We start from the raw sequence: 13,287 nt of genomic DNA, 5'->3' as shown, positions 1-13,287 counted from the left end.
TATTTACACAGAGTTTATCTAGGGCGTGTTGATCTTTGGTGGGTTAATTTGCAGCAGTATGTTTGGTTTTTAGGCAAGGCAGAGCCTATAAAGTGTGGTTATTCCCCATAAATAGGCGATAACGCAGCATAAATACCAAACATGCGCTGCCTGTTGGGTTCTTTCTAGGGACGATTAACTCTTTGTTGCTCGGTTTTTACTTAGCCCACTAGGTTACAAACCTCGCGCCGCGATTAAATCGCCCCTAGATTGAACAAATTTCAATCCACAAAGATCAACACGCCCTAGCCTAATCAAAATTCTTTTATATACGGCCAACCAGCAAACTGTTTGCCTATAGAAGGATCGGTATTCCATTCCCAACACTCTAACTGATAATATTTTTTAGCGTGATTTATTTTAATAATTCCGTAACCTTCGCTTTTTAAGTTTCGGTCTGCTAAAAATTTACCCCACGTTGTATTTTGTTTAGCAAAAAGCTTATGCGTTACTTTTGGATTAGCTGCGGCCAGTACACGCATTTTATTACCAAACGTGTCGGTAAAATCACCGGTATTTTTGTCGTTGTTTCGCTGATTGGGTAAAGGTGCGTGGGGTTCAAACCAACGCTGCCAAAACGCCGCACTAGCTGGGCCTGCAAAAAATAAGCTGCCATCATCAAAGGTATTTATTCCTTGGTAGGCAAGCAAACCGAGGTGTTGATCTCCCGCAATTACTAATGCATTAGCGTCACTTACTAGTTTTACTGCGCGTGTACGCCCATCCGCCGGGTAGCCATGTGCATCGTAATCTATTAATGCTTTGCCATTTTCATCGGTTTGAGGCGACCCCCACATGGAAGCAGTAATACATATTTTAGGTTTACCCGGGTGCATAGTTTGCCAGTCTTTTAAAAAGGCTTCTTGGCGTTTACCTAATAACTCACCCGTTGTGGCAAGCTTATTAGCTTTGTAGTCAGGTGGCGTTTTAAATTTACGATCCTCAACCATCGCAAAGCTAATTCCGCCATATTCAAAAGCGGCGTAGGCTACAGGAATATCATATTTAATAGGCGTAGGGTCGTAAGGGTCTGGATTGTGACCGTTTTGCATACGGTAAATCATTCTAACTAAGTCTTTATCCCACTTATAACCACCGTCTTCTTCTTTTGGCATATCGGAGTGCTCGGCTCCATCGCCCCACAAGTTACCTTGCAGTACATCATGATCATCAACCAAAACAAGTGTAGGCTTATCTTTTATACTATCGGCAAATGCCCAGTACCATAAGTACCATTTATATAAGGTATCTAGTTTGGCATCTTTTGTGTGCCGACCATAACGAGTTGGGTATGTTTCATAGTACTGATCGCCACAAAAAACATACATATCAGGGTTATGATAATTGGCATTTTCAACAAGCTCAGTGTGAGGGAATAAAATATTATCTTTGGTGTAACGCCCTAAATCGCGCTCGCTGCTAATAAGGCGCGTGTAATGTGTGTTGTCTAAGCTTTTGGAGGTAGGAATAATACAAGAGTACAATGCAATCGTGAATTCTTTAGTATTTTGTGGGTCCTTAGCAATAGTGCCAAAGTATAAAGTGTCTTCAGGCTTTTGTGGGTTAACAATTCTGTATTGAGCTTGTTTTAAATAGTTCCAATTACTTAACCTAAACCTTGCTACAAACCCATCTTCAATTTTTGCTGTGCCTGCATGCTGCCAATCCAATTGGTTTTCAAACTTATATTGCAGCTCTACGCGTGAAAATTCTTTAATATTAATAGGCATTAACTGACAAGATAACTTGAGTACCTGTTTATTAACGCTATACATACACCCCATAACCGGGCCTAAGGTATTGGCATTATTTAGAGTTATTTTACCGCCACCGGTTTCAATATCACTAAACCCCCAACGTGCGCCTGCTACAAAAGGCTCTGAGGAGCTTAATAACGAAATCCCCCCTTGCAGTTGTTCTGCGGGTACTTTGTGAAGTACAGCAAATCCTAACTCCTGGGCTGTATTTGTGTTACTTGCCACAAGACGAATATCAAAATGGTGTGCATCTATTGGGTCTAAATGGCAATCGAGTGTTATTTTATCGCCGCTTTTATATTGTTGTATATTAAATGGAGCACGATTAATAATAGTAAAATCAAGCGCTTTGCTTTCATCATCAAACTGTCTAAATGATAATTTACCTAAACTGTCAAAGGCGGCAATTATTCCGCCATTTTCGCCACCAGCTCGCTGTGCTAAAGCAGCACCTTTAGCTGATAGCTCACCTTTGCCAATTCCTAATAAAAATCCACAAAAGCCCTCTTCATTCGGTGTTAAATTGCGTACGGTGGCTTTTATACGCCCACTTTGTAATGAGCCATTAAGTTGCCTGGTGAGTAACGATACAGTACGCGCTTCAAAATCTTTTCCTTCTCGGGTACATAAAAGCTCATTACCTATACGCTGCCAATCTTGTAGTCTGTTGCCCCAAAAATGCTTACCAAGCCACACCTGCTTACTAAAATTCGTATTATCTAATGGCGCAGTTGAGGTTAAGTCACCTCGGTATGATGCAAATAATCCGCTGCAACCACTTAACAGGCTTGAACTTAGTAGACCAGCGCTGAGTTTTAAAAAACTTCTCCGTTTCATTTTAATCACCTTTATTATTGTGTGTGGATTAGGGCGCCTTGTGTAGACAGTGCTTTACATAAGGAAGTTATACATTTGGATAGCCATTAGGGTTATTACTTTGCCAGCGCCATGTGTCTTTCATCATGTCTGCGAGGGTATATTGACATTGCCAGCCTAAAACAGACTGGGCTTTAGATGAATCGGCCCAAAAGGCAGCTAAGTCGCCATCTCGGCGCTTTACAATGTCAAAGTTAATATCAACTCCGGTATACTCAATAAATGCTTTTACTATGCCAAGCACAGAATAAGGAGTACCAGTGCCTAGGTTAAATGCTTCATATAGACTGTGGTGTTGCTCGCCAAGCCATTTAAGGGCTTTAATATGACCATTAGCTAAATCACTAACGTGTATATAGTCCCGCTCACATGTACCGTCTTCAGTAGGGTAATCGCCTCCATAAATGGCTAATTTGTCACGTTTACCTACAGCAACTTGAGCAATAAAGGGCATTAAATTGTTAGGAATACCTAATGGGTCTTCTCCTATTTGGCCGCTAATATCTGCGCCAATAGGATTAAAGTAACGCAGGCTGGCTACTTGTAAACCAGTATTTGAGGCGACTATTTCTTGTAGTATTTGCTCAATCATTACCTTTGTTTGCCCATACGGGCTTGCTGCACGCCCTAGAGGTAAACTTTCGGTATAAGGCACCGATGCGCCTTGTCCATAAACTGTAGCTGATGAGCTAAACACGAGTTTATCAACATTATATTTAAGCATGCATTGGCATAAATTTAAGGTAGACACCAAGTTGGTATAATAATACTCAAGTGGTTTTTCTATGGATTCGCCTACCGCTTTTAAACCTGCAAAGTGAATAACCGAATCAAATTTATGCTCGCTAAACGTGGCAGACAACTTATCGTTATCAAGTAAACTGGCGTGAATAAATTCAACTTTTCGCTTTGATAACGCTTCTACGCGAGTTAGCGATTCACGACTCGAGTTACTTAAATCGTCTATTACTACTACGTCAAAACCATCTTTTAATAAGCTTAAAACAGTGTGGCTGCCAATATATCCCGCGCCTCCTGTTACCAGTACTTTTTTCATTAGATTGTCCTTATGCTCTTATAAGTGATACACCAGCTGAAGGTACGCTTGTGTAAATCGTTTCTTTTAATCCTGTTTGTTGCTCGTACTGCGTTTCAATAGCACTAATTACATTCTCTACCAAAAAATTAGGAACAAACGCCACTACACAACCACCAAAGCCACCGCCCGTCATTCTTACGCCGCCGTGTTCATTAATTACTTTTGCGATAATATTCACAAGAGTGTCGATTTGGGAGGTGGTTATTTCGAACAAATCACGCATAGAGGCATGGCTTTGTGCCATTAGTGTGCTTAGTTTGGTTATATCGTTATTACTAAAGGCTTGCATGGCTTCTAATGTTCGCGCATTTTCATACACAATGTGCTCTACTCGCTTGGCTACTTCAACGCTTAATGTATGTTTTTTTGCCTCAAACTCATCAATACTTACATCGCGCAAGCTCGGTTTAGACAAAGCTTCTGCCCCTGCATAACATTGCTCTCGGCGTAAGTTATATTCGCTATCAAGCAAGCCTCGTTTAACGTTTGAGTTAACCATTAAAATAGTCATCTTTGGGTCAATGCTCACTTCAATTAAATCAAGTGAGCGGCAATCTATACCCAATGCTTGTCCTTGCTGACCACACGCCGATATAAGCTGATCCATAATTCCACAGTTGCAGCCCACAAAATTGTTTTCAGCGGCTTGTGCAATTTGAGCTATGTCTTTTCGCTCAATAAACAATTCACATAAATGATTAAATGCATAAGCAATACCTACCTCAAGTGCAGCCGATGAACTAAGACCAGCTCCTTGCGGGACATTACCTGTGATGCATATATCGCAGCCACTGAGTTTATGATTTCGTTTTTGCAGTTCATCAACTACGCCGCGAACATAATTACTCCACGTTTGCGTACTGTGGCTATTAAGCGGTTTATTTACTAAAAAGTTGTCAGTTTGGTTATCGCAATCAAGTGCAAGTACATTTACTACATCGTCTGTTCGAGGGGACACAGCAATGTAAGTAGCGTATTCAATGGCACAAGGCAGTACAAAACCGTCATTGTAATCGGTGTGCTCACCAATTAAATTAACACGCCCTGGGGCTTTGACAACAAAGTCGGCATCGCGTCCAAAGTGGTTTGAAAAAGCTAACCGTGCGCTTTGTTCAACATTCATTTAGTGTTCTCTTTATAATGCGTTAGTGATTGTTTCTTCAAAATAGTGGCAGCTTGCTCGGGTGTAATATCACGCTGTGCTTCGGCCATCATTTCGTATCCAACCATAAATTTTTTAACACTGGCTGATCGTAGTAATGGCGGTAAAAACTGCGCATGTAATTGCCAAAATAAGTGGCTTTGACCATCATAAGGCGCGCCATGCCAGCCCATAGAGTACGGAAATGAACACTGAAATAAGTTATCGTAACGAGTTGTTATATTTTTAATAATTTCAGCTAGACTACTTTGTTGAACGTCTGTCAGCTGTATCATTTGAGTAATCGCAAACCGAGGCAATAGCAGTGTTTCAAATGGCCATGCAGCCCAATAAGGTACAACCACCAGCCAATCATCGTTTACACAAACCACGCGTTCTTGCTTTTCAATTTCACGTTTTGCGTAATCAAGCAGTAAATTACTTTTATACTTTTCGTAATATCGTTTGAGGTTTTCGTGTTTACGCGCAACCAAACTAGGTAATTTATTTTGTGCCCAAATTTGACCATGTGGATGTGGGTTAGAGCACCCCATTACAGCGCCTTTATTTTCAAATACCTGAACCCATTTGTAAGTTTTTGATAACTCTATGCATTGCTCTTGCCATGTGCTTACTACATTTGTAACTTGCGAAACACTAAGCTCTGGTAGTGTTTTTGCATGATTAGGCGAAAAACAAATAACACGCGCAGTGCCACGCTCTGTATGCATACTAAATAGGGGATCGGTTTGCTCCACATCAGGCACACCTTCACGCAAGGCGGCAAAGTCATTAGTAAACACAAAGGTGTTTTTGTAATCTGGATTTACTTCACCGTTAATACGCGTATTGCCTTTACATAAAAAGCAGCTTTCGTCGTACTCTGGTTTAACCTCAATATCTACACTTTCTTCTTGACCTTGCCATGGGCGTTTAGCCCGGTGTGGCGACACCAACACATATTCATTTAATAATGGGTTTAAACGCCGGTGTGGATGCTCTGTCGGGTCAAATTGATTTTGTTGCTCACTCATTCTTTACTTTCCCTAGTTACTGTTTTGAAAGGTACCGGCGTCAAGCACTTGCTTACGAGGAGTAAAACGACAAATATAGTTCCAGTTCCAACTGGCATCGTATTTATGGCACAATCCCCAGCTAATTCCAGGTGCTTGGTTTTGGTCGAACCCTTGTGCAGGCCTATATAAACCAATTGCTTCTGGACCGCCTTTTATATGCGCCATAATTTCAAAATTAATACCGTCCTGAGCAAATTGAATAGTGTTTTTTTCAGGGCCATCGGTTGTTAGCAAACTAGCAATACCCCCTTTATAATTCCAAACAACGACCTCATGACCGCTATTTGAAATAGGGTTATAAGGCGATTTAACATAAGGACCTAATACATCATCAGCAATAGCAACACCGTGTTTTATTTCACGACCACCAAAGTTCATTCCTTCACCTTGGGTTTCGCCTTTGTAGTACAAGTAAAATTTATTATTAAAAAATACTAAACATGGGTCGTGTACTTTATGACTATCAAAACTACCTTTAGCTGTTACTGCAAAACGACTGTCTTCATCACCAAGCCATTTACCATCTTTGCTTGGGCTTACAATCGGTTTTGGTGATTTTATCCACGGCCCAAATGCAGATTCAGAGTGAGCTATTGCAATATGTTCGTACTGACGATTTGTATAAGGTGTTTGTACTGTTTGATAAACCAAATAATAATGACCTTGGTGTTCAAACACTTCAGGCGTAAAAATTGCTCTGTCGTCGTAATCACCTGGTTTACCTGGGCTTACAGCTAAGCCTTGTTCTTGCCATGTAATACTGTCTTTTGAGGTGGCATGCCAAACTTGCGTTAAATCCCATGGAAATACTTTGTCATTCGGATTAGTAGAGTTAAAACCAACCGTTTCCCCCTCACCTTTGGTGTACCAACAATGGTAAACACCATCAATGTATAAAACAGATGAAGGATCGCGACGTATAACCCCTTCTTCATAGGCAAAATCACCCAGCAACGGTTCTATATCAAATTCTGTAAGCCACTGCGGGCCATATTTATCGTAGCCACGCTCTATTGCACGCTTACTTGCTAAACTTAATTTTTTATCAGACATGTTAATTCCTTACTTACCTAGGCTTATATTTAGCGACTGGTATACGTCAAGAGGTAAAATAGCGCCTTGATGCTGCACAACTTGTGAGGCAACACTGTCAGCCATTTCTAATGCATTTTGAGGGTTTTGTGCGCACATTCTGGCGGCTAAGTAGGTTCCGGCAAATGAGTCACCTGCCGCTGTACTATCAACTTGCTTTGCAGCGGGTGTAAACGGACATGACGCTTTAAGATCATCTTTGCAATAAACCTGCATCCCGGCACTACCAGCTTTAATAACAATTTCGTCGATATCAAATTGTGTACAGTACTGAACAATCTCTTCAATGCTTGAATGACCGAATAACACACGGTGATCATCAAGACCTGGTAAAACTACATTACTAAGCGCATAAGCACGCTCTAGCCATTCAATAGCGTGGCTTTTTGATTGCCACATACGCGCGCGATAATTAGGGTCGAACGCAATTGTGCAGCCTTGTTTTTTAAGAGCAGCTAATAATGTGAGTAAACCTTGTTTAGATTCATCATCTAAAATACCTAAACTAATGCCACTGAAAAACACCCAGTCTGATTCTTTCAAACCTAAATTAAATGGCTTTTGAGTATATAAACTCATCATATGCTTCGCTGCTGATTGATTACGCCAATAATCAAAGCTTCGCTCACCATCAGCATCCGTTGAAATAGCGTAAATACCCACGTTATAGTCTGCTGTTGTAATCACGTTTTGTGTATTAATACCTTCTTGTTGCCAACATTTGAGCATATTGGCACTCAGTACGTCGCTACCTACAGCTGTAAATAGCGCGCAATTTAGTGTGTTAGCAAAACGCTTTGCATACACAAGAGCATTGTAAGTATCGCCCGCAAATGACTGCTTGCATTCGCTAATACCTGTTGGTACTAGCTCAACCATACATTCGCCAATAGCGAGTAAAGTACTCACACACCCTCCTGTACTTTTTTAGTGTGTAGGCCTTCTAGGTAGACTTCAATTTCTTCTATCGATTTATTTTTAGTCTCTGGCATAAACTTAAATAACAATGCAAAGCCGGCTACACCCGATACGGTATAAAGTAAAAAGATGTTTGCAGCGCCTAAATTACTTAGCTGCCATGGGAAAAACTGCTGAACAAAATAGCTAATTACACTGGCTATAAATGCAAAGGTAGGAATGGCCACACCTCGAATACGAGTCGGGAATATTTCAGAAAATATTACCCACATAATTGGCCCAATCGAAAAGTGAAAGGCTGCAATAAAGCCCGCTATACCAAATGATATAAGTGGCGCGTTTATAGTTGCTGCGCGTGAAATTAAATCGCTTTCAAATAATTGCTGTTGCGAAGCTGTAAGTACGCTCGCTAAAGCCTGCTTAAATTCAATATCACTGTGATACACGGTACCAATTATGTGCTCCAGTCCTGTAATAGAGTTTAACGCTGAAAACGAGGCTATATCTTCAGCCGACAAACTATACTCTGCCTGGCTAAAGCCTAAATAACACATAAACAAACTAATTGTTGCAGCTGCTAATCCCCAAATAACAAGGGGTCTGCGCCCTAACTTATCTATCAAAGCAATAGCTACCACAGTAAATACAATACTGACTAAACCAATTAAAACAGCGTTAAAAAAAGCAGCATCAGTGCCGACTCCCAGTTGTTCAAACACAGTTGGAGCATAAAACATTATGGCGTTAATCCCCGTCACTTGCTGCACAATAGCAATAGTAAAAGCAATAATGACAGCTGTGCGAACACGACTTTCGAGTAGTTGTTTAAATGAAGAAAAATACCCACCTGTTTCGCTGTAATCAACCAAGCTCTCTTTAATACTCTTAAGTTGCTCTTGGGCCAATTCAGTATTTTTATTTAAACGATGCAAGATAGTTATAGCGCGTGTTTCGTTGCCTTTCATAACTAACCAACGCGGGCTTTGGGGAATAGTAAATAATAATAAAAACCATAAAATAGCAGGAATAATCTCAACGCCTAGCATCCAGCGCCATAAATTATCTTGTACATTCCACTGTGTTACCCACTCAAAATTACTGTGAGCTAAATCAACAAGTAAGTAGTTAGCAAAATACGCTGCGGATAATCCAACAACAATATTTATTTGAATCATAGACACTAATTTACCACGGTACTTAGACGGTGCAACTTCACCTATATACATAGCAGCGACCGATAAAGACGTGAATGCTAATCCACCTATAAAACGAGCAGTAACTAATAGCTCGTAACTTGGCGCGAAAACCGATGCAATTGCCGACAGTATGTATATAAACGCAATGCCTATTAAGGTATTTTTTCGGCCAAACATATTGCATATGTAACCGGTAATGACTAAAGCAAATAGCACACCAAAACCAGGCGCACTTACTACAGTGCCTATTTGGATGTCAGATAAATTAAATTCTGCAGATACAAAACGAACCGTACCTGAAATAAGAGCAGCGTCTAATCCAAAAATAAAGCCACCAAAGGCGACGATAAATGCAAAGAAAAACACATTACGTTTGCTACCATTCATACTTCTATCCAACTTTGTTGTTATCATTGTGTGTTGCTTTATATAGAGAATAAAGCGAGTGCTAGTGTCAAAACCCAACATTGTTAACAATTAACCATGAGTAATAACTTCGAGACTATTTCAAAATTAACGCACTTGCAACATCTATTTTAAGAAATCATGCTTTAACTTAAACTCTTTTACAATTAGCATTAAAAATTAGTTAAACAAAATCAAAAGTTTATTATAAATAACACATAAAAACAAAAATTGCATATTGTCAACAATATTCAATTTGGTTTTTTTGTTGTATGGTATGTTAAATTGTAATTAAAGGTTGAACAGCAATGAAATATAAAAAGAACATACTACTCACATCGCTCTTACTTGCGCTAAGTGCCTGTAACCAACAAGAAATCAAGGTTGAAAAACCAACCAATGAGCCTACAGAGGTTAATTCAGCAGATACATTAATGTATTTATTTGCTGATGCTGCACACACACAGCTAACCCCAGTTCAATACAAAAGTAATGCAGCCACTGTAAAGGCAGAAAACTCTGTATTAGATGTGACATTTCAATCTAAGAAAAATTCGTACGCTAGTATTGTTTTTTCACCGGAAAAACCTTGGGATTGGAGTGAATTTAGTGATTTTAATCTTGCCTTTGAATTGGCAAACCCAGGAACACACTCTGTACAAATTTATTTAGATATCTCCGATATTGACGGTGCTAACTATACGCGTAGCGTTAATGTGCCGGTAGGTGGATACAACACGTATTACGCAAAACTTGACGGCCACGACCTTGCAACGCCCGATGGCAAAGAAAATGTAGAACTTAACTTTACCTCAGGACTTCGTTCAAACCCTGATACATGGGAGTCTGATGAGGTACAGTTTATTTCTATGTGGGGTAAAAAAAATCTTAACTTAAAAGGCATCGCTAAAATAGCAATTAGCGTGCAAAGTACATTGCATGACAAAGAGCTGGCAATAAAATCTATTTCACTTCGTAAAAACCCTCAATTTAATACTGCTTTTTTAACCAAAATTGTTGATGAATTTGGCCAAAATGCCAAACAAGAATTTTCAGGGAAGGTACATTCAGAAGCCGAGCTATTGAGCGACAAAAAACAAGAAGCAGCACAGTTACTTTCTAAACGCCCTACTAATCGCTCACGCTTTGGTGGCTGGGCAGAAGGTCCAAAATTAGAAGCTACTGGTTATTTTAGAACGGCTAAATATAATGATAAATGGTCATTAGTCGACCCTGATGGCTATTTATACCTTGCAACTGGAATTGATATTATTCGTCTTGCAAACTCAACCACACTAACTGGTTACGATTTTGATCAAGCATTATTGGCAAAACCAGCGGATGCAGGGGTAACACCTGAGGATTCAAAAGGGTTAAACCAAGTAAATAAAGAAGCGCTTAAAAGCCGCTTTTTAGCGTCACAAGTGCGTAAAAATTTATTTGAATGGCTACCTGATTATAATGAGCCTCTAGGTAAACATTTTGGCTATCGTAAAAGTGCGCATTCGGGTCCGTTAGAACACGGCGAAACATATAGCTTTTATGCAGCTAATTTAGAGCGTAAGTACGGACAAAATAATACAGATTATATGCAAAAATGGCGTGAAGTGACTCTTGATAGAATGATCACATGGGGCTTTAGCTCACTGGGTAATTGGACTGATCCGAGTTATTACGATAATCAAAAAGTGCCCTACTTTGCCAATGGTTGGATTATAGGTGATTTTAAAACCGTATCAAGCGGAAACGATTTTTGGGGAGCCATGCCGGATGTATTCGACCCTGAATTTGCTGTGCGTGCCAATGAAACTGTAAGTGTTGTTGCAAAAGAAGTTAAAAATTCGCCTTGGGCAGTAGGCGTATTTATTGATAACGAAAAAAGCTTTGGCCGCCCTGATTCCGTTAAAAGCCATTATGGTATTGTTATTAATACCTTAGGCCGTGATGCTAAAACAGTGCCTACTAAAGCTGAATTTTCTCGCTTAATGAAAGAAAAATATACTGATGTCGCTAAACTTAATAAGGTATGGCACTTAAACTTAGCCTCATGGGTTGAGTTTGACAAAGGTGTAACGGTTGATATAAAAAATGAAGAACAACTGAGTGATTTTGCTATTTTACTTACAGCCTATGCCGACAAGTATTTTAGTGTTGTAGATGCTGCTATGGATAAATACCTGCCAAATCATATGTATTTAGGTGCACGTTTTCCGGATTGGGGCATGCCAATCGAAGTGGTTAAAGCATCTGCTAAGTATGTAGATGTAATAAGCTTTAATGCATACAAAGAAGGCTTAAGAGAAGATAAATGGGCATTTTTATCACAATTTGATAAACCAGCAATTATTGGCGAATTTCATATTGGCGCATCTGACTCGGGTTTGTTTCACCCTGGGTTAATACATGCAGCTAACCAGCAAGACAGAGCAAAAATGTATACAGATTACATGAACTCAGTCATCGACAACCCTTACTTTATTGGCGCACATTGGTTTCAATATATCGACTCGCCAATTACTGGTAGAGCCTACGATGGCGAAAACTATAACGTTGGCTTTATTAGCGTTACAGATCGCCCCTATACTGAAATGGTTGAAGCAGCTAAAGCAATGAATGAGTCTATGTATGAACGACGTTTTAAAAAATAATCGTAAATACAGCCATTAATTGTACATTTATTGGTCTATTGTAATGTGTTGACAATAGACCATTCCACTTTTTTTATATACACTGAGATAAGTACATGATCTTGACTAAATTAACAAAGCTTATTAATTAATGTTAGGGTCAGATAAAGTTAATCAAATTTAGGAATAAATATGGCTGGTAACAGAGCAACTAAAATTTTATCTGTAAAAGATCAAATAGCTGAGCAATTACGCTCAGATATAATCTCTGGTGAAATGCCACCACAAACTAAGTTAAATGAAAAAGAGCTGGCAGAGCGATTTGGTCTTTCTCGCGGCCCTATTCGCGATGTAATATTACAGCTTACAAAAGAAGGTTTACTTATTTCTCGCAATAACTGTGGTGCGTCTGTAAATAGTGTTTTAGAGCCTAAATTACAACGCTTAATGATAAAACTTCGCCGTAGTATTGAAGAGTACGCAATCACTGAATTAAACGGTAATTTAACTGATCAAAACATTGCTGAACTAGAAGGCATTTTAGCATCTTTAGAAGACGCGCTCGATAGAGAAGATTATACCGAAGTAACTAAAATTGATATTTCGTTTCATCAGTATTTAATATACCAAGCTGGTGGCGAAGAACTTGTTAATATTTGGTACCCGTACGTAATGCGTATGCGCTTAAACTATAAGCGAATTACTTCAAGTTCTGAATGTGTAAACGAGCACCGCGCTATTTTAGAAGCACTTAAAGCTCAAGATAGCGCCGCAGCAGTTAAAGCAGTAAAACATAATATTAAGTAACGTACTTTCGAAGTCATTTTGATACTCCGCTATATAAACTAGCGGCTATGAAGTCATAAGGGCGTGTTGATCTTTGTAGATTGAAATTTTTTCAATCTAGGAGCCGATTTAATCGCGGCCCGAGATTTGTAGTCTAGTGGGCTACCGAGCAAAAGCTCCGCGTCCAGCTCACGCCCTTACCATCATCCACATCCATGTAGGTAAGAAAGAGTAAATCGCTCTCGTTTATATAAATTTCAGTTATAAAAAACTAC

9 protein-coding genes are annotated in these 13,287 nt (G+C 39.5%); 2 read left to right on the top strand and 7 right to left on the bottom strand.

What is annotated here, in order from left to right:
- Nucleotides 1-293: 293 nt before the first annotated feature.
- The 7 genes from I6F53_RS01270 to I6F53_RS01240 form a co-directional block, all read right to left on the bottom strand.
- Nucleotides 294-2,633 carry an alkaline phosphatase D family protein gene (locus tag I6F53_RS01270; protein WP_197238239.1) on the bottom strand — a complete coding sequence of 780 codons (2,340 nt, stop codon included), beginning with the start codon at nucleotides 2,631-2,633 and terminating at the stop codon, nucleotides 294-296.
- 67 nt (nucleotides 2,634-2,700) lie between these two features.
- On the bottom strand, nucleotides 2,701-3,729 hold the full coding sequence (gene galE / locus I6F53_RS01265) for a UDP-glucose 4-epimerase GalE (RefSeq protein ID WP_197208603.1): 1,029 nt from the start codon (nucleotides 3,727-3,729) through the stop codon (nucleotides 2,701-2,703).
- Between the two features lie 10 nt (nucleotides 3,730-3,739).
- Nucleotides 3,740-4,894 (bottom strand): galactokinase, encoded by a 1,155-nt coding sequence (gene galK, locus I6F53_RS01260; protein ID WP_165727477.1) that lies wholly within the window; start codon nucleotides 4,892-4,894, stop codon nucleotides 3,740-3,742.
- A complete protein-coding gene (locus I6F53_RS01255) occupies nucleotides 4,891-5,946 on the bottom strand; it encodes a UDP-glucose--hexose-1-phosphate uridylyltransferase (RefSeq protein ID WP_166110873.1) in 1,056 nt (351 codons plus the stop codon). The genes galK and I6F53_RS01255 overlap by 4 nt, the downstream gene beginning before the upstream one ends.
- 12 nt (nucleotides 5,947-5,958) lie before the next feature.
- On the bottom strand, nucleotides 5,959-7,041 hold the full coding sequence (locus tag I6F53_RS01250) for a glycoside hydrolase family 117 protein (RefSeq protein ID WP_197238238.1): 1,083 nt from the start codon (nucleotides 7,039-7,041) through the stop codon (nucleotides 5,959-5,961).
- 9 nt (nucleotides 7,042-7,050) lie between these two features.
- Nucleotides 7,051-7,989, bottom strand: a complete 939-nt coding sequence (locus I6F53_RS01245) for a sugar kinase (RefSeq protein ID WP_165727474.1) — start codon at nucleotides 7,987-7,989, stop codon at nucleotides 7,051-7,053.
- On the bottom strand, nucleotides 7,986-9,581 hold the full coding sequence (locus I6F53_RS01240; protein ID WP_197238237.1) for an MFS transporter: 1,596 nt from the start codon (nucleotides 9,579-9,581) through the stop codon (nucleotides 7,986-7,988). Before I6F53_RS01240 ends, I6F53_RS01245 begins: the two co-directional genes overlap by 4 nt.
- Nucleotides 9,582-9,907: 326 nt before the next feature.
- On the opposite strand from I6F53_RS01240, the gene I6F53_RS01235 reads away from it, so the two are divergent.
- Nucleotides 9,908-12,247 (top strand): agarase, encoded by a 2,340-nt coding sequence (locus I6F53_RS01235; RefSeq protein WP_197238236.1) that lies wholly within the window; start codon nucleotides 9,908-9,910, stop codon nucleotides 12,245-12,247.
- Nucleotides 12,248-12,418: 171 nt separating this feature from the next.
- A complete protein-coding gene (locus tag I6F53_RS01230) occupies nucleotides 12,419-13,033 on the top strand; it encodes a GntR family transcriptional regulator (protein ID WP_149605600.1) in 615 nt (204 codons plus the stop codon).
- Nucleotides 13,034-13,287 lie beyond the last annotated feature (254 nt).

Source organism: Pseudoalteromonas sp. SWN29 (assembly GCF_015864465.1).
Lineage (GTDB): Bacteria > Pseudomonadota > Gammaproteobacteria > Enterobacterales > Alteromonadaceae > Pseudoalteromonas.
The sequence above is the reverse complement of the archived record's forward strand: the minus strand, read 5'-3'. Positions and strand labels throughout refer to the sequence as shown.

Bases quoted from the DNA above. Each gene is read 5' to 3' on its own strand.
- I6F53_RS01270 (WP_197238239.1), bottom strand. From the start codon at position 2,633: ATGAAACGGAGAAGTTTTTTAAAACTCAGCGCTGGTCTACTAAGTTCA.
- galE (WP_197208603.1), bottom strand. From the start codon at position 3,729: ATGAAAAAAGTACTGGTAACAGGAGGCGCGGGATATATTGGCAGCCAC.
- galK (WP_165727477.1), bottom strand. From the start codon at position 4,894: ATGAATGTTGAACAAAGCGCACGGTTAGCTTTTTCAAACCACTTTGGA.
- I6F53_RS01255 (WP_166110873.1), bottom strand. From the start codon at position 5,946: ATGAGTGAGCAACAAAATCAATTTGACCCGACAGAGCATCCACACCGG.
- I6F53_RS01250 (WP_197238238.1), bottom strand. From the start codon at position 7,041: ATGTCTGATAAAAAATTAAGTTTAGCAAGTAAGCGTGCAATAGAGCGT.
- I6F53_RS01240 (WP_197238237.1), bottom strand. From the start codon at position 9,581: ATGAATGGTAGCAAACGTAATGTGTTTTTCTTTGCATTTATCGTCGCC.
- I6F53_RS01235 (WP_197238236.1), top strand. From the start codon at position 9,908: ATGAAATATAAAAAGAACATACTACTCACATCGCTCTTACTTGCGCTA.
- I6F53_RS01230 (WP_149605600.1), top strand. From the start codon at position 12,419: ATGGCTGGTAACAGAGCAACTAAAATTTTATCTGTAAAAGATCAAATA.